Genomic DNA, 22237 nt, shown 5'->3' with positions numbered 1-22237 from the left:
TGGATTTTAAGAAACATATGAAAAAACAAACCATAATATACCATTTTTATATCCGGCGGGTCATGCATAATATTATCCAGCACGGTTAAAATAGTAGCGTAAGGGTTCGCAGTGGCCGAGCCAAGGCTGCCGGAAGATCTCTTTACGGGGTTTTCCGGCAGCCGGCCAAAGGTCTGCGCCGGGTCTTGCGGCTCGGCGCAGGCCGGCGGGCAGAGTGCTATGCGTCTTGTAAGGCTTCGCGATAGCCCGAACTGTTATCACGGGGTCGAAAAAGAGGCGTAGCATTCGAGCTAAGATCACCATGGGTTCCGCAGGTTAAAGGACAATTTGAATTGTTGTTTTTAACTGGAGATCTGCAGCGGTCGGGAGATCGCCGCAGGTTTCCCAGGGGCTCATGGTGGTCGAGCACAGGTTATCACGGGCTTTGTAATGGTCTATTGCAGCCGAAAAAGGCTGCAGTGGGCTACGCAGAGGTTCGTGGTAGCTGCAGCGCAGGTCACTGCGGGCTCTTTCATTTTAGGAAATATATTCCATCAACCGACATCTTAAGGGCCTTATTCTTATATATCTAAAAAAATTATAATGCAATTATAATATAAAAAAGGCAGGACCTCGAGGCCCTACCTGATTCGAAATATTGTATTACACCACCGACGGCTCGAAGATGAGTTCCCCTCTCTTGAACCTCCCCACATCCAGCCTGTCTATGGGAATGGTGGTGGGAAGGCCCAGGATGTATTCCGCCATGAGCTGGCCGGTTATGGGGCCAAACATGAAGCCGTGGCCGGAAAATCCCGTGGCAAGATACACTCCTTCCACTTCCTCAGCCCTGCCCAGTATGGGCTGTGCGTCGGGAGACATCTCATACAGGCCGGCCCACTGGCGCACCACACGTACATTTTTCATATACGGAAGATAATGGGTGGCTTTTTTGCACATGGTTTCTATAAAATCCCATGTAGAAGTTGTAGTGTATGTCTCGTGCTCCGCCGGGCCAAAGCCCATTATGAATTCTCCGCCGGGTTCCTGCTGGAGGTATATATTGCCGGCAAAAGACATTATCATTGGCTTCAAAATTGGATTTACGGGTTCGGTAACAAGGATCTGGTGCCTCTCCGGCCTCACCGGCACCTCCACTCCCGCCAGTTCTCCCACATGCCGGGACCATGCTCCGGCGGCTATCAGTATTTTATCCGTGGAAATATATCCCCTGTTGGTCTGTACCCCTTTTACTCTGCCTGCCTGCACATCGATACCCGTCACTTCTGTGTAAGTGTATATTTCAACGCCGTGCCTTTTCGCCGCCTCGGCATAGGCCACCATGGTGTGAAATGGATTGGCATGACCGTCTTTCTGATGGAAAGCGCAGGCAAGTATACCCTCTATATTTAGCTCCGGTACAATTTCCAGGGCTTCTTGGGGTGTCAGAAGAACCGAATTAATCCCCATCCTGTGCTGGAGTTCAATGTTCTTCTTAAACTGTTCCACCTCTTTTTCGGTGATGGCCATGAGGAGGTATCCGCCCTGCTTAAATTCAATGTCGCCCTCGTAATCCAGTATCTCGTTAATGTTTTCAAATATCTCGCAGGAGGCCTTGGAAAGCGCGCAGTTCATTTCCGTACCCCACTGCTGCCTGACGCCGGCTCCGCAGCGCCCTGTAGAACCGCTCATTAAATAATCTTTTTCAACGACCACGACATCTTTCATACCCCGGGACGCCAGATTAAAGGCCGTGGCGAGCCCTGAAATCCCGCCTCCAATTATGACTATTTCAGCTGTTTTCTTCATCTTGAATACCTCCCAGTATCACCGACATTTTTACATTTTTAACAGGGGGCCTGAACGTGGTCATCTTTATATCGTTGGGATGGGTCTTGGTAGCCCTCGCGAGCTCGGCCAGAAGCAGCGTCCTGCAGGTGCGCCCCTGGCACTGGCCCATGCCGCACCGTGTGATGCGCTTTATCTCATCCATGGAAGTGTAGCCTTTTTCTATCAAAGCTTCGATTTCCTCAAGGGTTACATCTTCGCAGCGGCATATGATGGTCTTGCTCTTCATTTCTCATCGCCCCCAACTTTAATATTTCTAACCACCATTGAAAGCTCTTTTGGAACCGTTACGGTGATAACCGGGGTTTTATCTTCGTACTTTCCGTTTCTAACTTTTAACACCTTGCCTCTCCCTACTTTTTTACCGCTTCGATCCAATAAATCCACTTCTTCCCCCTCAAGGGGGAGTGGCAAGAACTCAAATGGAAGCGAAACCGTTGCCTCATTTTCGGAATAGGTTTCATCTATCACAAATATGGCAAGACCGGGGCATTTGCTTATACAGAGACCGCACCCGTTGCATTTATCGTAGTCCACAGTTGGTGTGTCGTTAATATCTTTAAATTCCTGAATTGCCCCGCGTTTACACGCTGTAAAGCACGGATTACACGGTATCCTCTGGAAGCATTCTATCATCACCACCGGACCTTTTTTTCGTCTTTCGGCCGGCGGCATTCTCGAGATAAGGTCATCGGCGGTGGCAATTCCATTTTTTGAAAGCATATTCATCCCCTCCTTATGAAACTAATTGAGCCAGACCCTGTCTGATCTTTTCACCCACAGGACCCGAGCGAAGGCTGGCCAATTGTTTAATGGCTTCTTCCCTCTTCTCGTTGTAGCTGCCATTGTCGTAACCAAGGCTTTTCGCCGCATTCAAACCGGCGAGCCTTCCTTCAATCATGGCGCTGCTCGCCTCTTCCACCCCTGCCACATCTCCAGCCACATAGATGCCGGATACGGTCGTCTCCATGTTTTCATTTCTCAGCGCCACATGGCCTCCGAGCTGTGGAACGTACTTCATCTTGCAGCCCGCCTGCCATAAAATCTCCGCCAGAGGCGAAAGGCCCACCGCAATGCACATCACATCCACCTTGAGCACCTTTTCGGTGCCGGGGATCGGCTGCCACTTATCGTCCACCTGCCAGATCACGGCTCTCTCCAGAGCCCCCGTCATTTCATTGGGATAAGCGGCTTTAACTGTATAAGAGGTCATGATGGGTACGCCAAGTCGCGCTATCTTTGAGGCATGCACCCAGTATCCGCCGATGTTGGGTGCCGCGTCTATTACGGCCTTCACGTTTACCCCGGCCTGCATCAACTGGTAACTTACAATAAGTCCTATGTTGCCGGCCCCTACCATCAATACGTTTTCTCCAGGGACAACCCCATGCTCGTTCATAAGAGTCTGCACCGCACCGGCTCCGTATATCCCCGGCAGATCATTGTTCATAAAGGGCAGAAATCTTTCCGAGGCCCCGGTCGCCACGACAACCCTTTCCGGTTTGATCTTTATAAATGTCCTTTCTTGTACTTCGACTCCCAGCACGCCGTCATCGGGATAATAGGCTATTACGGTTGAGTCCAGCATCGTCTCTATTCTCGGGTTTTTCAAAACTTCAGCCGACAGGATCCTGCCTATATCAATACCCCTTATGGAGGCATACTCCTTCTCCGAACCGAAAAACATGTGGGTCTGTTTTACGAGCTGACCGCCGAGCCGTGAATTCCTGTCTATCAATGTCACATTTGCTCCCATTTCAGCGGCGGCCAGGGCTGCCATGAGCCCGGCGGGGCCTCCCCCGATTACGGCAATTTCCGTTTTTCTCACTTGAGATCCCCCTTTCCTTTTTGGGTTTCAATTACCATACCTTCCCGCAATTTTTCGGTGCATACGCGAACATTGGGTTCCCCGTTTACGGTCATCAAACACGATGAACAATTGCCTATGGCGCAGTAAAATCCCCTGGGCCGGTGAAGTTTTTTGCTGTAGCTTAATACCCTGACACCGTTTGCATGAAGGGCGGCGGCAATGGGCTCCCCTTCGTAACCCTTCATCTTCCTGCCGTCAAAGGTAAATTCCACTTCCCTGCCTCTCTCAAAGGTTAAAATCGGGTGTTTTACTATTCTCACTCTTACCCCACCTCCATATTTTTTTGTAATAAAAAATAGTCAGATAAACGAATTTTCTCTCAAATCAGGGCTGCTGGGTAACCCACTTTTGTTAATATATTTCTACATTTTTTTTTTTAATTCCTTGTTATATTATAATTTTTGCAGTGTTTTTTTAAATTTTTTTCCGTTACAATTCTAAGTCAGCTATGCCGCCGGGAATCCTTGCCCGGCCGCATTATACACAAATTTGAATTTGATCTTTAAATAAACTGTGTAAAAAACTGCGAAAAGAATTTCGCAGTTTCAAATGAAGTTTTTCCCGATATAATATTTGGTTTTGGTACCTATTCGTTTTTGCTCCCGCTCTGAGATTTAAATGCAATATTTATACAGTACAGCGCTCCGCCCCACGCTATCCCAAGCACAATAATCATCGTTATAAGACTTCCGGCGCTCATTTTTACACCCCTTTTCCGCCATTACATGCTCAGATCTTTGGGTTTTATTACTCTGGCCAGTGTCTTATTGCAGGCAAGGAGAATAATTATTACAATTCCCCACTGCATGAACATAGTAGCCGGACTGTAGACCTCAAACGGGTTCCACCATGTGTCCGGATACCAGGTGAACTCCTGGTACAGCCACCAGCCGCATATGACCGCAAACATTGCCGGGAACAGCGTGATGCAGGCATTCCACCATCTGTTTATCTTGATATCTGACACCGCATTGATATCTTCAATTCTCGCTTTTTCGAGGCCATACTTCATAATAGCAATTGCAACCATCAAACCGCTGACCAGCAGGGCTACGCCCCAAACCAGGTCCTGATTATTGAAAATGTTAATATTGATTGCAGACGGAAGCCCGCAGATAAAGCTCAGGGCAACCACCCAGGTGGCGGCTTTTTTACGGGACCATCCGGCATCCATGAAGTTTCTGATAGTCACCTCGTACATGGCATAAAGAGAAGTCAGCGCAGCAAAGGCCATGGCCAGGAAAAATAGAGTTGCAATTACTGAACCCCCGGGCATTTCGGGGAACAGCTTGGCAAGCCACACAAAGGTCAAACCGGTATTGCCGGAACTGATGGCGTCATTTACATTCTGGGGCGCAAGGGCGAATATGGTGGGAATTACCGCCATGGCGGCAATCAAAGCGGCGGATGAATCCGCAAGGCCTGTGATGAAGCCGTTGCATGCCACATCTTCCTTTTGTTTGGTGTACACCGCATAGGTGATCATAAATCCCCAGCCGGCTCCGGTGGACCATGCGGACTGGGTAAAAGCCTCAAGCCATACCTTGCCGCTGAGCAGTTTGCCAAAATCGGGGTTAAACAGGTAGTTTAGTCCTCCCACGGCATTGGGCAGGGTAAGTGCTCTTACCATACCGATTATTAGAAGTAAAAAAAGGGTGGGAATCATAAACTTGGACGCTTTTTCAATACCGCCCTGGACTCCTCTGAACACAACGAAGGCGGCAAGGCCTACGGAAATCGCGTGGAATAAAACACCCTGTAGTGGCGATGCTATAAATCCATCCCAGAGAGCCTGGGTATCCAGACCGGGCTTTAACACCCCAAAAAGACCGTAGAAAAAATACCTCAAAGTCCATCCCATCGTAACCGAATAGTAAGCGCCAAGGGCAAAGCAGACCACCACGATCCATCCGCCCATCCAGGTGTAGCGCTCGCCTATCAAATCCCTGAAGGCGCCCACCGTACCTTTTCTAGTCCTGCGGCCTATTACCACTTCGGCCATCAACAAAGGAATGCTCCATACCAGCAAGGCCACTATATACGCCACCATGAACGGCCCTCCACCATTGGCGGTGGCGACTCTGGGGAAACGCCATACATTGCCGGTACCAATGGCTTGCCCCATGGCGGCTGCTATAAACCCAAACCTCGTGGCAAAAGACTCGCGATTTTCCATAATATCCCCCTTTTTAAATATCGATTTCCGTGGTGAACAGCTAATTGCCACTTTACTTTAATGATTAAAAGGATTATTGCCGGACAAGTGTTTCGAGTCCATTAACGCCGGCCCATCCCTCCTTTCTATATTTAATTGCTCTTTAAGTCGCAACCAATACTCCCTCCTTTCATCATCCGGATAGGTATACTTGGTAACCCATTTTATTTTTATTATTAATATTCTACAATAAATCAAAAATTCCTTCTTTTTCTGTTAATTAATTAATATTTTTCTTTGTTATATATTTCTTTTTTTGCCAACAATTTAGTCATATCCTAATATTTGCCTCCAGCCGTCAAAGGTCTTTTACAAGGATATCGGAAGCAAGCACGCCCTGGATTCCCCTGCTTTCATCAATTATGGGGACCGAAATGGTCACACACATATCATCAGTTCCAACCGGTACGTAGGGCTCGGAAATGTACGGGCTGCCCTTGACGGCCTCGTTATACCAGGGCCTGAAAGCTATATCTTCTATATCTACAGGCCGGGTAATATGAAAAAGTTTTCCGTTTGCGGCAGAGTATAATATTTGAAATTCCGGATGTTCCCTCTGGAGTCTATCAAAAACCAATTTGTGCCGGTTTTTATCCATAGACAGCATTTCCGCAGACCGGGCTTCCCGGCGCAATATGTCGATAAGAACGTCCAGGGATTTTTTCTTTTCTTCAGGCAGAGTCATGTTATTCCCAAAACTTTTTATGATGGCATTTAATCTCTCTTGAGTGTCCTTAAGGTAATTCGACATCTTTACCAGTTCTTCCATGGCGGCCTTCTGCTCCTCGCCCGCCGCCGCAACTTGCTGAGAGGCTGCCGCCGTATCCCCGGTAATCTTCACTATACCATCAAAAGCCTCCGCTATTGTGGCCACTTCTTCGGCTTGTTTTTTTGCATTATTTTGGATTCCATCAACCTCTTTTTGTAATCCATAAGCGCTTTTTAATACCTCATCCACGGCATGCATTGAATTTTGAGCTTGCAGAACATACCTTTTTGATCTTTCAAGATTTTCCTCGGTCTTTCCCATATTCCGGTTTACCTGCTCCACCATTTCTCCAAGAAGCGTTCCTATATTTTTTGCCAGCGCCTTGGACTCCTCGGACAGTTTTCTTATTTCCTGGGCCACCACAGCAAACCCGCGGCCGTAATCCCCCGCCCTAGCCGCTTCTATGGCAGCGTTCAGGGCCAGCAGGTTGGTCTGGTCGGCCACCTTCTCCACCGCAATGGTAATATCTCTGATCTTCCGGCTATTTTCATGGAGTTCTGCCATGTCCCGGGCTAATTCGCTGCTTAACCGGCTACCGCCGTTTATACTTTCCACCAGGAGTTTTACCATACCGGAAAACTCGTCCATGACCTGGATGAGTTCATTGAACCCTTTACCGGCCTTTACGGCCCTAGCCGACGTATCTCTCGATAACTCCAGCAGGTTCACTAGTTGAGTTTTAGACTCGTAAGATAGGGAGGATTGCTTTTCGCTTCCGGCGGCTACACCTTGTATGGAATTGACAATTTGGGCATATGAACCGTCCAGATCCTTTACACTGCAAGAAAGCTGCTCCGCCAGATATACCGCCTGTTCCGATACTATCTTCAACTCCCTCTTAATACCATTAACCTTCTTAATAAAAGAACGCATATCTTTTACGGATTCATCGAACATATAAAACCGTTTGTTTCCCGCATTCCTGCCGTTATCACCGGAAGACTCTACACACATTTTTACAAAAGATTCAAACCGTAAAGCCGACATAGCCATGAAATTCAACACTATCAGAGATATAGCAAGCTCCAGGCCAATCATGCCGGAAAAATATGCGGGCATCTCCCCGCCGGTAGAAAAGATCAGGACAGCGGCCGGCAGTATGACACACGCAGCAGTAAAAATTCTTAAAATAATAATTGATTTTCTCAAACCATCACTCTCCCCTGCGAGAATAATCATACACATCTTGCTATATTTTTCCTCTTGTGAATATTTTTTAAGCAGGCCAAAATTGAAATTTTGTCTGCTGCAAAAAATACAGCATGGGAACTTACCCTGCATCCCTCTTTTTAAATCATGATTTCCACTCAAAAATGGTCTGATTCTGTATTGGGGTGCGAAGGGCCTCCAGAGCCTTTTCTACTATCATGAGTCTTAATGCCTTCTCTTTTTCCGGGCTTAAGTTTGGATCTCCCAGAGGGTGCGGTATGGCAACCCCGGGGACTATCCTGTTGGCTCCAACCGATTGAGAAATAGTAATAATCGTGCATACGTGGACCACCGGGATGCCGAAACTTTCTATTTCCTTGGCTACCGTTGCGCCGCAACGGGTACAGGTGCCTCAGGTGGACGTGAGGATCACGCCGTCGACACAGGCCGCTTTCAATTGTCCTCCTATTTCCCTTCCAAATCTTTCAGCATTGGCCACAGAGGTTCCGGTTCCCACGGTACTGTAAAAATAATCATATATGCGTCCTATTTTTCCCCGGGCTTCCAATTCTCTCAACACATCCAGAGGCATGACCCTGTCGGGGTCCTCATTGGCGTAGACCGGATCGTAGCCCCCGTGGATGGTCTCATAATCCCCCTTTTTCAGGTCAAACACACCTTCCAGGCAGTATTTCCCATACTTTGTGGCGCTGGCCGACTCTATCCTGTCGGGATTGTCTTTAGGAACAATTCCCCCGCTGCAGACAAGAGCTATGGTTGCCTTGGAAAGGTCTTGTATGGGTGGTGCGGGTTCGACGCGGTTAAATTCAGGCATAGGAAGTTCGGTCCGGTATTCTTCTCCTTTTAATCTCCTGAGAAGCATCTCTACCGCCCTTATTGAACCACGTTTTTCAGCAAAAACGGTCACCCTCCTTCCTTGCGGGATGTAACCCTCCTTTTCCGGGGAATCAAGAGGGATGCCCGCCGCCAATTTCTTCACCAGTTGGGCCATTTTAGACAATGCTTCTCTCATCCCTGCCGCAGAATCCGATGTTCGAACTATATACATGTATTTCCTGCCCTGTTCCACGCCGGGGTTTTCAGGGTACATGCCGGATACCACAGGTATATTCATAGTCTCCGAGACGGCTTTGCCTATTTCGGCACAAGCCAAACCGTATCTTCCGGCATTAAAGGCCGGGCCGACCACAACCGCATCGGGGCCGAATTCTTTGATTTTGCCTGTAACCATTTCCAGGGCTTGCCTGGTATTTTCGTTAAAGTAGTTATCACCGCATATTATGGTCCCCACAACTGTACCTTCGTCTTTTATAAGCTGTTGAAAAGCAAGAGCAGGCCCCACCGCCCGCTCCTTGAAAACTGGTGCGATGCCGGCCTTATCCTCTCCGCCTATTTGCCCGAAAAACTGATTCAAGTAGTAAACCACCCGAAACTTATTATTCAAGAAATCACCCTCCCTTTTATCTCACATTTAATAAAGCCGTGTGGTCAGATTGAAGAAACCTATTTCCGACGTGGAGCCAATTATGGCGTTTAGCTCACATAAAATGGAACCGTCTTCACAAAGGCTTTCATCAAATCCGCCGGACAGGTTTGATATAGCCTTTTCGCTGCCTATTACCTTTTCGGCCGGCGGCAGTTTCACCAGATGGCTGACATTGCCGGTGGAAATAATGGCTTTCGCCTCCGGCACAGCATCCGCAAGAGCTTGAGACAACCCGTCTCTGCCGGCGCATTCGTCGGTGATCAATACGGTTTTAATTCCCGATTTTTCCAATTCCCTGCAGATTTGAAGAAGGTCGGTATCCGGATTACCATACCCTTCTTCCGTGATTATGGCACCTTCAGCCCCCAGCATTCTGGCAAGGTTTGCGGCATAACTGCAGGACCTCATTTTGCCTTCCAGCGTCACTTTTTCGTTGGTAAGTATCACTCCAAGAAAATTCAATTCTCTGCCGTGTTTTTCATATAAATCCAGGATCACAGGATTATTCTGATGCTGATATGTGGTGATTTTATCGCATGCCGCCACACAGTTTCCACTGACCACCGCCCCGTCCAAAATTTCATTTGGATGAATTAAAGTGGGTAAAATCTGCTTTGCATCCACGCCGTATATGTACGTATCGTGCAAGAGGCCCTGGGAAATCACCATCTCAATGTACACTACTCTTGGAAGTTCGGGATATTTCTTTACATTGTCGGCGATGGAACCCAGCTCAAAAACGGTTACCTTATCGGGCTTTATGTCCTTCCCGGCCTCCCCCAAATATGAGGCGGCTTTCAAACCGGCACTTCTGACGGTTTCTTCATGTTCGTGCTCCTCTAAGCCATCGATGGGTTCAACATGAACCACTACGTTGCGGGTCTTTGAAAACGGCGTATATTTTGCACCTTCCCCCCACATGTCTATGAGCCCCTCTTGAATACCTACTATGGGGCCAGTAGTTACCACCGCAACCCCCCTCAATGCATTGGTTTTTCCCTGGCCCACTCTGGCAATTTTATGAGTAACACCGGGAAACCCTTCTCCTCCCCCCTCTACTTTTACCCTGGGTTCAATAACATCCTTAACGGGTATTATGCGGACCTTTTCTCCGGGGCGCGCTATATCAATCTCCGCATTTTTTATTCTTTTATCGTCTCTGAGCCGTTGAATGAGTTCGTCTTTGTTTATTACCAGTACCCCATCAAAAATAGTCGTTTTTTTACCAAAAATGACATCTTTTATAAAGATCTCGCCCAGCTCAAGCCTCATAAAAATAACCTCCCTGGCCTTTCTTAACCTTACGGCTCAACAGGGTTCTTAAATCTAACAAATTTTTTCAAGTTCCCTTAAGACTGTAGTTGTATACCATAGATCCAGTTTTTGGTACTCCCTATCATTATCATGGCACATGCCCTTTTCACCAACATTACGCATCAATTTTAATATACTGTTCTCCATTACTTCTAAATGAAAAATATCGATGCTTTTCTTTTCGTTGCTGAAGACTATGGTTTTATACGGCGATGATATCATTTTAAAATTCGCGGGAAGGGGATGAGAAAGCAGTGGATATCCCTGGTGCACCATATTTCGTGCCATGACTAGTATTTCAAATGCCGGGCGTTTATAAAAAAAAACATTTTTATAATTTTCCGCGACCAGCGGGTTATTGCTGAGTAGTAAGTATCTGTTCAACGAAATCCCCCTTTTACAACCAGCCTTACTCTATCAATGCTTATGAGACAAACTCTTCTATCATAGCAAGATTCAAAAAGGTTTTTGGATTAAAACTCTCCAAGACGTATTCTATTGCTGCCTGTATTATAACCGAAAGGAACGCTTCAGGCATCTTGGCCGCAGGCAGACCTGCCTGCCTCTCCATACCTCCCGTCTCTTATAAAGGAAGTTTCCTCCCTATGCCCATATTCAATGCCCGGTTCAGGATTTCCCTGCCTAGGACCACATCTTCCACAGCCATACCAATGTTGCTGTTAACTATAAGCTCCTCTTTGCTTTCCCTTCCCTTCTTTAAACCGGCTATCACCTCTCCTGTTTCACAGTAAATCTCCGGCAAGCCGTCGGGGAAATACCCCATTTTTTCGAACAACTCATGTTCATCTATGCTGTCCACAATATATTTATCCGCCCTGTTCGCGATTAAGGGGTCCCAGTAGGTATTCAAATCACAAGGCAGTATGGTTTGGCCTCTGGATATCCATTCGTCCTTTACTATTTTTAAAGGCGTCTTCAAGATTAATGTAGCGGAGCTCAGCACTTCACAGCTTTTTGCAACCTCTTCAGGGCTTTTGCCTTTTACTATTTCCACATCTATCTTGGGTTGAACAGCAGCAATGAGGTTATTCATTGCTTCTTCACGAATATCGTAAATGTAAATTTTCTTCAGATTTTTAAGGGTATGTGTTATAAATTCCACGTGACCCGTCCCCTGCACGCCGCATCCGAACATCCCGAAAGTTTCGGCGTCCGGGTGAAGGGCCTGGGCAGCCAGGGCAGTAACGGCTGGAGTCCTCATGGCGGTAATCCATATGGCGTCCATTATTGCAAGGGGCCAGCCGGAATACTCATCATTTAATATGAGCAAGCCTGATGTCTGGGGCAAATTGAATCTCTCGTAGTTTTTCGGAAAGCACTCAACCCACTTCATCCCGGCCGCATGCTTTGACGGCACATAAGCCGGCATGGCATGGAAAAAAACCTCGGGCAGCGGATGAATGCCTATCTTTGCCGGCATCTCATACTCTTTTTTACCGTGGGCTACCAGCGCCTCCCTTGTTATATCGATGATGTCATCAATCGTGAGACCTACGCTTTTGCACTCTTCCTGGGTCAAATACAATACTTCCTTACCGATTTCTATCTTCTGGGAAAGCCACTGACGGTCATATAAGTCAAGATCCATAATATAACCCCCATTCAATTTGTTATTACTATTTAATAATTTCTATTTATTTTTGATTTTTTCTTCACCCTCCAATAATTGCTTTTCGAGTCGTCACCAATACTCCCTCCCTTCTTCATAGGTATACTTGGTAACCCAGCTTATTTTTATTATTATTATTTCTCCAAATAATAAAAAATTCCTTCTTATTCTTTTAAATATTTAATATTTTTCCTTGATAGATATTTATTTATTAGTTAACTATTTTGTCATTTTTATCAATTTTTTAACTTAAATATTACCTGCTTTAGCAGGCAGAAGTAAGTGATATAATTAATCTTGATAAAGATTGAATCTTAATATGTTAATGCTATATATCACTTTTATCCTTAGAGGTGGTAAAATGTTTGAAATGAAAGTTAAAGCAGTCACAGTCAGCCCGACGGGAGATTTTTTGGTCTTGCTGGTTGATAAAGACGAAAAAAAAGTGTTGCCTATAATGATAGGTGCACTGGAGGCGAATAACATTGTCCTGCCCCTGCAGGGAGTAAAACCTCCCCGCCCTATGACCCATGACCTTTTGAAATCCGTCATTGAACACCTGGGAGGAAAGCTGGATAAAATAATCATCACCGATATAAGGGATAACACTTACTATGCCGAAATCTATATAACCTTAAACGGGGAAATTATCGTGCTCGACTCAAGGCCCAGCGACGCCATCGCACTCGCCCTGCGCTGTAACGCTCCCATATACATGGCTCCCGGACTGGTAGAATTTACATACGATATGTCAGACATGAAGTTTGAGGATAATGATATATAATTGTCATTAACGATTTTCGCATTTTTCCAAAAAAAGCGGGGTTACTATGAGCGTCTTAGTAACCCCGGCCTTAACGGGATAAATTCATGCCGCGTTTTGGGTTCTCTCCAACCTTTAATTTATCCTGCTTTAATATATCCTGGCGCAGCTGGTTTAGATGAAGTTTCATTTTTAATACGGCTTCTCCCTCATTCCTGTCGGCCACCGCTTTTACGATATCGCTATGCTGTTCGCAAAGCCGGAGCCAGTCGCCATAATCCAGGATGGATTTCTCCCGCAAGTCTCGTGTGAGTGTCAGCATGAAGTTTATCATTTCTTTCAACATGAAATTATGGGCCATTTCTGCCAGGGCGAGATGAAACGCCAGATCCCTATCTTTCTGGCGATATTCCTCCAGATTCTTGCGTGCCCCGTGAAATTCCCTGTCCATAGCAAGCAGGTCTTCGATTTCCTTATCGGACGCCCGCTGCACCGAAAGCCTTACTATTTTTACTTCCACTATTTCCCGGGCTTCCACCACATCCAGCAACGCATCCCTCTCAAGGTCCAGGGAGGAAGTGGTTACCATTTGAAAACCGCTGATCTTTCTCAAAAACCTGCCTCCGCCCGGGCGGCTTTCCACCAGGCCTCTGGATTCCAGCACCCTAAAAGCTTCCCTCAGCACCGCCCGGCTCACGCCCAGCTTTTCCATGAGCTCCCTTTCCGAGGGAAACTTATCCCCGGGCTGCATTTCTCCACGGTCTACCATTTCTTTTATCTGTTCGATTATGGTTTCATAAAGCCTGATATTTTTTATCTTCTGGAAGTACATGATTTCCTCCCTAATTAGGGTTACTGGGTAACCCACCTTTATTTATATATTTCTATATTTTTTTTCAAATTCCTCTTAAAGGAATATAATTTTTTTCATGAGTTTTTCAACAAATATTTTAAAAATTTTTATCATTGTAACTTGATATTGACTGTGCTAACATATTACATGGATTTGATTTATAAAGGTGATTTTAAATGGCCATTATCTCCATCTCCAATCTGGACAAGAGTTATGGCGCCGATAAAATACTGGAAGGCATAAGTTTCGTAATTGAAGAAAAGGATAAAATAGGGCTGGTTGGCTTAAACGGCGCCGGAAAATCGACCCTGCTAAAAATACTGGCGGGGAAAATCTCCTGCGACAACGGGAGCATCGCCGTTGCCAAAGGGGCGAAAATAGGCTATCTTTCGCAGGAGATTAAATTCGAGGGGTATGAAACTGTGGGGGAAGCCCTGGAGTCGGTTTTTGAAGAATACCGGCAGATGGAGAGGGAGATCAGGGAACTGGAAGTCGCCATGTCCCGGCCTGAGGTCTACGGCGATGACACTCGCTTAAAGCCGTTGATGGAAAGGTATTCGGCCCTCTCCGAGGCCTTTAAAAACCTGGGAGGATATGAAATACAGAGCCGCATACGGGGAGTCATGAAGGGATTGGGCTTTGAAGAAGAATCGACACCCATCTCGGCTTTAAGCGGCGGCCAGAAGACGCGCCTGGCCCTCGCCCGGATATTGCTGCAATCTCCGGATCTCCTGCTCCTGGACGAGCCTACAAATTACCTGGATATCGATTCACTCCAGTGGCTGGAAAGTTACCTTAAGGATTATACCGGAGCTTTGCTGGTAGTCTCCCACGACAGATACTTTTTAGACCGGGTGGTTTCCAAGATCTTTGAACTGGAAGACTGCCGGCTCACCGTTTATAATGGCAATTATTCCGAGTTCATGGCGAAAAAGCACGCCAGGGTAAACATTGAAGAAAAGCACGCTGCACTCAGACAAAAGGAAATCGAGCGTCTCAAGAAGAGCATACAGAACTTTATCTCCCACAGGAATTACATCCAGGCCGAAAGCCGGCGCAAAAGGCTTGAGGAACTTTTACCCAAATCAGTCTCCACCAAAAAAGACCAGAAGTTTAACGTAAAATTCAGCACCCGGCAGTCCAGCGGAAAAGAGGTGCTCCTGGTCGACAACCTCAGTTTCTCTTACGGCGATAAAAAAATACTGTCATCGGTAAATGTAAAAGTATTTCGCGGCGAGAGGATAGGAATTGTGGGGCCCAACGGCATAGGAAAATCGACCCTTTTAAAAATTCTGGCTGGTAAGCTGGAACCCGGGGAGGGAAGCATTTATTACGGCCATCAGGTGCAGGCGGCATATTTTGCCCAGGAGCAGGAAGACCTTTCGCCCGGCTCCACCGTACTCGAGGAAGTGTGGGGCGCCGCCCCGGATCTTTCCCTCACCCAGGTTCGCACCTTTCTGGGCAGTCTGTTATTTTCCGGTGACGAAGTGGAAAAGACCATAGGAACATTGAGTGGCGGCGAAAAAAGCCGCGTGGCACTAGCAAAAGCCATCTTGCAGGGGGCGAATTTACTGCTCCTGGACGAGCCCACCAACCATCTGGACATCATCTCAAAAGAGAAACTGGAAGACGCCCTGATGGACTTCGACGGTACCATCATAGCGGTTTCTCACGACCGTTATTTTTTGGCAAAAATCGCCACACGAATATGGGAGTTTTCCGCGGAAGGTATAAGGGACTTTGACGGTGGTTATGAATATTACATTGAAAAAAAGAAAGAAAACAGGCAGGATGATATCCCGGAAATAAGCCAGAGCAAGACCCGGCAGCGAAAAGCTAAGTATCTGGAAAGAAAAGAGCGGGAACAAAGACGGCAGGAGGAACTGAGGCTAAAACAACTGGAGCAGGCCATACTGGCGAAAGAAGATGAACTGGAAAGCCTGGAGCTTTTGTTGTGCAAACCGGAAGTGTACAGCAACCCCGATAAGGCAAGGGAGACCAACGCCAGGTACAGGGCGGTTCTTTCAGAGCTGGAAAGGTTATATGAATGCCTGGGTGAATCAGACCTTGCAACAAATAATTGAGTGAGACAAATGCACATTGACCCTTACAAATAAATTGAATTAAGGAGAGAATTTCAGGTGATTGACAGGGATTTCCTGACTCTTGGTATCGAAACTTCCTGCGATGAGACCTCGGCGGCGGTTGTAAAGGGCGGCAGAAAGATTTTATCCAACTGCATATTCTCGCAGATTAAGTGGCATGAGAAGTTCGGCGGCGTGGTACCGGAAATAGCGTCCCGAAAACACCTGGAGGCCATATGTCACGTGACCCAGAAAGCCCTGGACGACGCCGGGGTAAGTTTTCGCGATCTCAACCTTATAGCTGCGACATCGGGGCCGGGCCTGGTTGGAGCTCTGCTGGTGGGGGTGTCCTATGCCAAAGGCATTGCCTATGCGACAAAAAAACCCCTCATCGGGGTCAACCATATCGAGGGCCACGTATTCGCCAATTTTTTGGAAAGTGATTTCGAGCCTCCGTTCCTGTCTCTGGTGGTTTCCGGCGGCCATACCCACCTGGTCTACGTAAAAGGCTACGGGCAATATGAAGTGATGGGCAAGACTGTCGACGACGCGGCCGGGGAGGCCTTTGACAAAATCGCCAGGGCGCTGGGGCTGGGCTATCCGGGAGGGCCGTTGATTGACATGGCGGCAAAGCGCGGCAACGAAAACGCTGTTTCTTTTCCGGTGGCCCATGTAAGGGAAGATGACCTTTCATTCAGTTTCAGCGGCCTCAAATCCGCCGTTTTAAACCATCTCAACCGCATGAGGCAAAAGGGCCTGCCTGTGGTCGTCGAGGATATTGCCGCAAGCTTCCAGAAGGCCGTAGTGGACGCCCTGGTGGAAAACACCATGCGGGCGGCCCGCAGGAAAAATGTCAGATCCATAGCCCTGGCCGGAGGGGTTGCGGCCAACAGCAGGCTCCGGGAAGAATTTAAGGCAAGGGCCGGAAACGAGTTTAACATCCACTTCCCCCCGGCGGAGCTGTGCACCGACAATGCCGCCATGATCGCATGTGCCGGCACTTTCAGATATTTCGAAGGTTTTCGATCGGATATGACGTTAAACGCCCACGCCACCCTAAGGATTTTTTGACAAGCTGTGGAAATGTGCATTATTTGCCTGGGGATATTGTGGATAAGTCATGGACAAACCGGTTTTTTAGTTTTTTTGCTGTGGATAACTCTGTGGATATGTGGATAAATACTTATTTTCCCAAAAAAAGGTCGTTTTTTGGAGGTTGAGCATGAGGAGAGTTGAGAGACATGCGGCGGTGGGAGAGGCCAATTCCCTCTGGCATTGGTACAGGACGGTAAATCCCCTGAAGGTCGTAATAAATTTTATTGTGATTTACACCTGCAGGTTTCTGCCCTGGCTTCCACTGAAAAATGTTTTATACAGGGCAATAGGAATGAAAGTGGGCAAAAAGGTATCGGTGGGGCTCATGGCCATGTTCGATATCTTTTTTCCGGAAATGATAGAAATCGGCGACAACTCAATCATCGGTTATAATTCCACCATCCTGGGCCATGAGTACATGGTAAAAGAATGGAGAAAAGGCAGGGTAATAATAGGAAAAAACGTCACCATAGGAGCCAACGTAACAGTACTGCCCGGAGTAATAATAGGTGACGGCGCCATTGTTTCCGCCTGTTCGCTGGTAAACAGGGACGTGCCGGAAAACGCCATGGTGGGAGGAATCCCGGCAAGGCCGCTAAAGTGAGTCTTTCCACATTATGATGGCATCTTCTTTGTTGTCCGCGTAATACCCCCGCCTTATGCCCCGGGGCTCGAAACCCAACTTTGAGTAAAGATTCTGCGCTACATAGTTGCTCTTTCTGACCTCAAGTGTCATCTTTTCCGCGCCGTATTTCTTGGCAATGGCCATAAGGGTCCTCATTATGAGCTCTCCGATGCCTTCCCCCCGGTACTCGGGGAGCACCGCCACATTGGTGACATGGGCCTCGTTGAGAACTATCCACATGCCGCCGTAGCCGACAACTTTATCACCGCATTTGGCCACTATATAGTGTGAAAACTGGTTATCCCTCAGCTCACAGGTAAAAGTATAGCGAGACCAGGGTGTGGTAAAGCTTTCCTGCTCTATTTTCATCACATCGTCCAGGTGATGCATTTTCATGAGTTCAATTACCACGTTCTCCTGAGCTCTCTCCTCCATGGCGCTCCTCCCATTTTTCTTCTGCGTTAGATTTCCTTATATAAAAGGGTTTTATGGAAAAGCAACTGTCAAAATTTCCATTAATGTATTCCTTTAACCCGGCTGCCGCTATCGACGAAGCCCTGGGCATTGAAAAAGCCGGATGCGCTATGCAAACATTATTATTTCCGCTTCCGCTTTTTCGGCCGTCTGCGGCAATTTCATCAAGAAATCCTTTTACCAGCGGCGCCCCGTCGCCCAGAACCACCACCCTTTCCGGCATTTTCATTAGTTCTTCGACCAGATCTACGGCCTTTACCACTTCATAATCCCTGAACCTTTTCAAATTTCCGCTCTCCCAACGATAAAGCGAGGTGTATACTTCCCCCCTCTGGGCGTCCACCACCGGGCAGAGCAGGCCGCTCTCACCCATTAAATTATATGCGAGACCGTCCAGAGTATTGATGCCTATCAGTGCTTTATCGAGGGCGTGGCATATACCCTGGGCGCAGGCCATGCCTATCCTGATCCCCGTAAAAGAACCGGGGCCTCTGGCCACCGCAATGGCGTCAACTTCCTCCAGGGCTATCCCCCCGTCTTCCAGAACGCGGTCCAGAACTAACATCAGCTTTTCCGAGTGGTTCTTTTTATTGTTTACAATGTACTCGGCAATGAGTTTTTCTTCGCTTAAAAGTGCCACTGTGGCCACCATAGAAGAGGTGTCAATACCCAGAATATACATTATAGATTCAGCTCCCGGAGGATTTTATCGTAATGCTTGCTGTTTGACTTAAAGTTTATTTTGCGGCGTTTTTCATCGACAGCCTCAATTTCAACCCACAGGAAATCCCGGGGAAGCATCTCCTTTACCTTCTCGGCCCACTCCATCACCACCACAAAACCTTCCAGGTAATCGTCAAATCCCACGTTTGCCAGTTCTTCGACGGATTTTAGCCGGTAGACGTCCATGTGAGCCAGGGGCAAAACCCCGTCGTATTCGTTTATGATGGTAAACGTGGGGCTGGTAACATCCTCATTTATACCCATCCCCCTGGCGATGCCTCTTGCAAACGCCGTCTTGCCGGCGCCAAGATCACCGCTCAGGGCAATAAAATCGCCCCTTTCCAGGAGACGGCCGAGGCATTCGCCGAGTTTTTCAGTCTCTATTTCGCTGCGGGTTTCAAACACCTTTTCCATAATTACACCTTTTCATTTTAAATAACCGGTGTGAACGGCCGGCGAACTTTACGCCCTTTCAAACAGCATTAATGCCGAATAATTATCTACCGGTTCACTTATATCCTTTGGCGGAAAATCCGATCTTTAAAGATATTTTATTATATGCAAAGGCAAAAAACAAGCTCTATCAAAAGACAGCTAAAAGCGGGATTAAATAATAAAAAAAGCTCCGCAATGGAGCCTTTTTACTCTCTACCTGTGCAGTATGGGGGACAGTTTTTTATAAATCAGGGCCGTAATTATGGTGAGCACAATGCCTTTCAGAACGTTGAATGGGAATATACTGTATACCACCAGTGTCTTAAGGTCAACTATGCGGGGGTTGACCTTTGTTCCCATGGCCACCACCGCGTCGGTGGGTATGTTTAAAACTTTTTGATACAGCGGCACGAGGACATAGTAGTTGGCTGCAGCCATGCCCAGGGCCATCACAATCGTGCCCACAGCCATTCCTATAATGGCGTTCTTCTTGCATTTTTTAAGGGAATAAATCCACGCCGCGGGAAGTACCAGGAGAACGCCTGTGACGAAATTTGCCGTCTCACCTATGAATGCCGTCTGGTTCCTGAAAATTGCATGCAGGATATTCTTGATGGCTTCCACCATTATGCCGGCACCCGGCCCCATGGCAAAACCCGCCAGAAGCGCCGGTACGTCACTGAAGTCCAGCTTGAGGAAGGCGGCGAACAGCGGCAGAGGGACCTCTATAAGCATGATTAAAAACGCCAGGACTCCAAGGACCGCGGTTTTTGTTAAGACTCTGGTTTGATGCATACTTTTTTTGATAGCCTTTTGATTTACTGCCGACATAGTCAAGACCTCCTGTTATTTGTTAAAAATTATAAATCAAAATGCCCCGGAAAACCCAGGGCATTTACAGGCATAAACTTAAAACCTTCTTCCTTCCAGACTTTACTGTCGGCTTTGGCTTTTCACCAAATCGGCTCCTGAAAAGGAGCTCGCGGGCTCGCCCTCTCGGGCATACCGCCGGTCGGGAATTTCACCCTGCCCTGAAGGTCTTTTGCAATTTCTATTCAATTTATTTTTTACATTATAGCACAGGCCCGCTGAATTTTCAATACCCATCCTTTCGGCCTTGTGGTTATTTTATGATAATGTCATCCGCGGTAAGCATAAGATCTTATCTCTCATCAGCTCTCCCCATTCCCAAAAGCCTTTGTTGCCGGTGAGGATAATGTTCCCCCTTTCATATGGGGCACCTATAGCTGAAAGAAGCAATTTGAGCCTGGGCCGTCAATGTGGAGATAGCCTACTTCATCGACTACAACGAGCTTTGGCCCCGTATTGATTCTCATGTCTTTTTCTCGCTGGCTCCTTTATGGGCTTTTTGAGGTCTTCAATAAGCCAGGAAAGGCGTGTAAAGTAAACTAAGATACCATAGTAAAGCCCAGGGTTGCGGCAAGGTCTTCGGAAGTGGAGTTCCATATGGGTATTCTGTTTTCGTCGATGCCCAGTATCCGGTTTTTTTTGGGGTGAGGACTATGTCGGTTACTCCGCCGAAATATTTAAAACCGTGGATCATGCATCGGATAAGTGCATGGACGTCGCAGGGCCTTTAGCCTGCTGGCCGGGTTCGGTTTCGTAGCCCCATACAGCGGGTAACTGTTTCGGAGATCTAAATTCCTTTACATAACCCCTTAAGATTGTGCGGCCGACGGTATAGCCTTCTTCTTTTATCTTTTCGTAGATAAGTTCGCAATTAAATATACAAAAATTCATCAGCCGTTGAATGATATCTTTGAATGGTTCGAGCTTTGATCCTCTCTTGGGATTGCGGCTTCCTCTCCAGGATGCCGTCTGCCCGAAGGTATTTCATTATGTTAGTATGATAGGTATATTTTGCTAAGAGGTGGAGCAACACCTTTTTGTAGCTTCTGGAAAATTTACACCAGCGGCGATTACTTTTCAGCTACAATTGGTCCGATGCCCGTAGTTATTTTAGAGCAATAACCTACCCAGAAATGAAAAGCTATTGAAATAAAAACAATGGCACATTACAGAGGAGTAAAAAAGTCAGTCCAACTAAATTTATGAATATGTTCCTTCATAACAGAGTAACACTCTTGTTATTTAAAATTTATTGTGTGTTCTTTTTTAATATAGAAACCTTGTAGTTTTTTAGTTCGTGGCTGCTTTATTAATTTGGCACGGTAATTGCTAAAAATTATAAGCATGAAAAATAAATTTAAGAAGGGAGGGGTAAGATTGAACATATTGCTTGTATGTGCTGCTGGTATGTCAACAAGCTTATTAGTATCTAGTATGAGAAAATTTGCTGATCCGGACACAAAAATAAATGCTGTGGCATATTCGGAACTAGAGGATGCTATAACAGATTATGATGTTGTTTTAGTTGGTCCACAATTACGTTACAAATTAAACGAAATCAAGAAAATTGCCGTAAATTACAATAAACCGGTAGATATAATCGACCCTATTGCTTATGGAAGAATAGATGGGAAAAAAGTTCTTGAGTCTGCTAAATCACTTTATATTAAAAACAATAATGGAGGTAATTAAATGGCCATAGACATAGAAAAGATTGCTTTTAAAATAATACTGTATGCTGGGAATGCTAAATCCGAAGCATATAAAGCTTTGAATGAAGCAAAGCAGAATAATTTCGAAAACATCGAAAAGTATATGAATAATGCAAAAGATGAATTAAATAAAGCTCATAATGTACAAACAGAATTACTGGCAGAAGAAGCAAATGGAAATACTATTGATTTGCCAATTATACTTGTACATGCCCAAGATCATCTGATGACTGCTATATCAGAAATTAATCTGATAAAAGAATTAATCGATTGTATTTTGCAAATACACAAATTAAAAAATTTTGTTAGTAAAAAATTATAG

The 22237-nt window shown here is 46.5% G+C and carries 25 protein-coding genes, 2 pseudogenes and 1 riboswitch; of the genes and pseudogenes, 7 read left to right on the top strand and 20 right to left on the bottom strand.

Annotated features, from left to right (window positions below):
* Positions 1 to 111: 111 nt before the first annotated feature.
* Positions 112 to 282 carry a hypothetical protein gene (locus tag ACKX14_RS09035; protein WP_422446818.1) on the top strand — a complete coding sequence of 57 codons (171 nt, stop codon included), beginning with the start codon at positions 112 to 114 and terminating at the stop codon, positions 280 to 282.
* A gap of 360 nt (positions 283 to 642) precedes the next feature.
* Here ACKX14_RS09035 and ACKX14_RS09030 read toward each other — a convergent pair whose 3' ends face one another.
* The 13 genes from ACKX14_RS09030 to ACKX14_RS08970 all read right to left on the bottom strand — a co-directional run bounded on the left by ACKX14_RS09030 (position 643) and on the right by ACKX14_RS08970 (position 12260).
* The gene (locus ACKX14_RS09030; RefSeq protein WP_422446816.1) at positions 643 to 1788 is read right to left on the bottom strand and encodes an NAD(P)/FAD-dependent oxidoreductase; all 1146 of its coding nucleotides are present in this window, start codon (positions 1786 to 1788) and stop codon (positions 643 to 645) included.
* Positions 1772 to 2056 (bottom strand): (2Fe-2S)-binding protein, encoded by a 285-nt coding sequence (locus tag ACKX14_RS09025; RefSeq protein ID WP_422446814.1) that lies wholly within the window; start codon positions 2054 to 2056, stop codon positions 1772 to 1774. The genes ACKX14_RS09030 and ACKX14_RS09025 overlap by 17 nt, the downstream gene beginning before the upstream one ends.
* Positions 2053 to 2550 (bottom strand): 4Fe-4S binding protein, encoded by a 498-nt coding sequence (locus ACKX14_RS09020; protein WP_422446812.1) that lies wholly within the window; start codon positions 2548 to 2550, stop codon positions 2053 to 2055. The genes ACKX14_RS09025 and ACKX14_RS09020 overlap by 4 nt, the downstream gene beginning before the upstream one ends.
* Positions 2551 to 2563: 13 nt before the next feature.
* Positions 2564 to 3655 (bottom strand): NAD(P)/FAD-dependent oxidoreductase, encoded by a 1092-nt coding sequence (locus ACKX14_RS09015; protein ID WP_422446810.1) that lies wholly within the window; start codon positions 3653 to 3655, stop codon positions 2564 to 2566.
* Complete coding sequence (locus tag ACKX14_RS09010) at positions 3652 to 3957, bottom strand: (2Fe-2S)-binding protein (protein WP_422446808.1); 306 nt, start codon at positions 3955 to 3957, stop codon at positions 3652 to 3654. The genes ACKX14_RS09015 and ACKX14_RS09010 overlap by 4 nt, the downstream gene beginning before the upstream one ends.
* Before the next feature lie 326 nt (positions 3958 to 4283).
* Positions 4284 to 4397 (bottom strand): MetS family NSS transporter small subunit, encoded by a 114-nt coding sequence (locus ACKX14_RS09005; RefSeq protein ID WP_422446806.1) that lies wholly within the window; start codon positions 4395 to 4397, stop codon positions 4284 to 4286.
* Positions 4398 to 4418: 21 nt separating this feature from the next.
* On the bottom strand, positions 4419 to 5873 hold the full coding sequence (locus tag ACKX14_RS09000) for a sodium-dependent transporter (RefSeq protein WP_422446804.1): 1455 nt from the start codon (positions 5871 to 5873) through the stop codon (positions 4419 to 4421).
* Between the two features lie 337 nt (positions 5874 to 6210).
* Positions 6211 to 7830 (bottom strand): methyl-accepting chemotaxis protein, encoded by a 1620-nt coding sequence (locus ACKX14_RS08995; RefSeq protein WP_422446802.1) that lies wholly within the window; start codon positions 7828 to 7830, stop codon positions 6211 to 6213.
* A 145-nt stretch (positions 7831 to 7975) separates the two neighbouring features.
* Positions 7976 to 9295: a glycine/betaine/sarcosine/D-proline family reductase selenoprotein B gene (locus tag ACKX14_RS08990; protein WP_422446800.1), complete on the bottom strand. Its 1320-nt coding sequence runs from the start codon at positions 9293 to 9295 to the stop codon at positions 7976 to 7978.
* Between the two features lie 27 nt (positions 9296 to 9322).
* Positions 9323 to 10609, bottom strand: a complete 1287-nt coding sequence (locus ACKX14_RS08985) for a glycine/sarcosine/betaine reductase component B subunit (protein ID WP_422446798.1) — start codon at positions 10607 to 10609, stop codon at positions 9323 to 9325.
* Between the two features lie 54 nt (positions 10610 to 10663).
* Entirely contained in the window at positions 10664 to 11035 is a 372-nt protein-coding gene (locus tag ACKX14_RS08980) for a GrdX family protein (protein ID WP_422446796.1), read from the bottom strand.
* A gap of 40 nt (positions 11036 to 11075) precedes the next feature.
* Positions 11076 to 11222, bottom strand: a complete 147-nt coding sequence (locus ACKX14_RS08975; RefSeq protein WP_422446794.1) for a hypothetical protein — start codon at positions 11220 to 11222, stop codon at positions 11076 to 11078.
* A gap of 12 nt (positions 11223 to 11234) precedes the next feature.
* Positions 11235 to 12260 carry an ornithine cyclodeaminase family protein gene (locus ACKX14_RS08970; RefSeq protein WP_422446792.1) on the bottom strand — a complete coding sequence of 342 codons (1026 nt, stop codon included), beginning with the start codon at positions 12258 to 12260 and terminating at the stop codon, positions 11235 to 11237.
* A 382-nt stretch (positions 12261 to 12642) separates the two neighbouring features.
* Here ACKX14_RS08970 and ACKX14_RS08965 point away from each other — a divergent pair, with 382 nt between their 5' ends.
* Complete coding sequence (locus ACKX14_RS08965) at positions 12643 to 13065, top strand: bifunctional nuclease family protein (RefSeq protein ID WP_422446790.1); 423 nt, start codon at positions 12643 to 12645, stop codon at positions 13063 to 13065.
* A 70-nt stretch (positions 13066 to 13135) separates the two neighbouring features.
* On the opposite strand, the gene ACKX14_RS08960 is transcribed toward ACKX14_RS08965, so the two are convergent.
* Positions 13136 to 13876 carry a FadR/GntR family transcriptional regulator gene (locus tag ACKX14_RS08960; RefSeq protein WP_422446788.1) on the bottom strand — a complete coding sequence of 247 codons (741 nt, stop codon included), beginning with the start codon at positions 13874 to 13876 and terminating at the stop codon, positions 13136 to 13138.
* A gap of 197 nt (positions 13877 to 14073) precedes the next feature.
* Here ACKX14_RS08960 and ACKX14_RS08955 point away from each other — a divergent pair, with 197 nt between their 5' ends.
* The 3 genes from ACKX14_RS08955 (at position 14074) to ACKX14_RS08945 (ending at position 17680) form a co-directional block, all read left to right on the top strand.
* A complete protein-coding gene (locus tag ACKX14_RS08955) occupies positions 14074 to 15981 on the top strand; it encodes an ABC-F family ATP-binding cassette domain-containing protein (protein WP_422446786.1) in 1908 nt (635 codons plus the stop codon).
* 60 nt (positions 15982 to 16041) lie between these two features.
* On the top strand, positions 16042 to 17052 hold the full coding sequence (tsaD, locus tag ACKX14_RS08950) for a tRNA (adenosine(37)-N6)-threonylcarbamoyltransferase complex transferase subunit TsaD (protein WP_422446846.1): 1011 nt from the start codon (positions 16042 to 16044) through the stop codon (positions 17050 to 17052).
* Between the two features lie 151 nt (positions 17053 to 17203).
* Positions 17204 to 17680 (top strand): acyltransferase, encoded by a 477-nt coding sequence (locus ACKX14_RS08945; protein ID WP_422446784.1) that lies wholly within the window; start codon positions 17204 to 17206, stop codon positions 17678 to 17680.
* Here ACKX14_RS08945 and rimI read toward each other — a convergent pair.
* From rimI to ACKX14_RS08915, 6 genes and pseudogenes are all read right to left on the bottom strand, one after another.
* Positions 17672 to 18136, bottom strand: coding sequence for a ribosomal protein S18-alanine N-acetyltransferase (gene rimI, locus ACKX14_RS08940; protein ID WP_422446782.1), 465 nt, complete (start codon positions 18134 to 18136; stop codon positions 17672 to 17674). The two genes, ACKX14_RS08945 and rimI, sit on opposite strands and share 9 nt — an antisense overlap.
* The gene (gene tsaB, locus ACKX14_RS08935; RefSeq protein WP_422446780.1) at positions 18102 to 18857 is read right to left on the bottom strand and encodes a tRNA (adenosine(37)-N6)-threonylcarbamoyltransferase complex dimerization subunit type 1 TsaB; all 756 of its coding nucleotides are present in this window, start codon (positions 18855 to 18857) and stop codon (positions 18102 to 18104) included. Before tsaB ends, rimI begins: the two co-directional genes overlap by 35 nt.
* Positions 18857 to 19312, bottom strand: a complete 456-nt coding sequence (gene tsaE, locus ACKX14_RS08930) for a tRNA (adenosine(37)-N6)-threonylcarbamoyltransferase complex ATPase subunit type 1 TsaE (protein ID WP_422446778.1) — start codon at positions 19310 to 19312, stop codon at positions 18857 to 18859. The genes tsaB and tsaE overlap by 1 nt, the downstream gene beginning before the upstream one ends.
* A 234-nt stretch (positions 19313 to 19546) precedes the next feature.
* Positions 19547 to 20164, bottom strand: coding sequence for an ECF transporter S component (locus ACKX14_RS08925; RefSeq protein ID WP_422446776.1), 618 nt, complete (start codon positions 20162 to 20164; stop codon positions 19547 to 19549).
* 79 nt (positions 20165 to 20243) lie between these two features.
* Positions 20244 to 20376, bottom strand: a riboswitch (FMN riboswitch).
* Positions 20377 to 20757: 381 nt separating this feature from the next.
* Positions 20758 to 20924 (bottom strand): annotated as a pseudogene (locus ACKX14_RS08920) (IS21 family transposase); the annotation flags it as partial.
* 8 nt (positions 20925 to 20932) lie between these two features.
* Positions 20933 to 21191 (bottom strand): annotated as a pseudogene (locus tag ACKX14_RS08915) (IS21 family transposase); the annotation flags it as partial.
* A gap of 389 nt (positions 21192 to 21580) precedes the next feature.
* On the opposite strand from ACKX14_RS08915, the gene ACKX14_RS08910 reads away from it, so the two are divergent.
* A complete protein-coding gene (locus ACKX14_RS08910; RefSeq protein ID WP_422446774.1) occupies positions 21581 to 21895 on the top strand; it encodes a PTS sugar transporter subunit IIB in 315 nt (104 codons plus the stop codon).
* Positions 21896 to 22237 carry a PTS lactose/cellobiose transporter subunit IIA gene (locus ACKX14_RS08905; RefSeq protein WP_422446772.1) on the top strand — a complete coding sequence of 114 codons (342 nt, stop codon included), beginning with the start codon at positions 21896 to 21898 and terminating at the stop codon, positions 22235 to 22237.

Origin of the sequence: Thermorhabdus hydrogeniformans (assembly GCF_049310025.1) — a bacterium.
Lineage (GTDB): Bacteria > Bacillota > Thermosediminibacteria > Thermosediminibacterales > Tepidanaerobacteraceae > JBJYKD01.
Note: the sequence above shows the minus strand (reverse complement) of the source record. Positions and strands in the feature narration are given on the sequence as shown.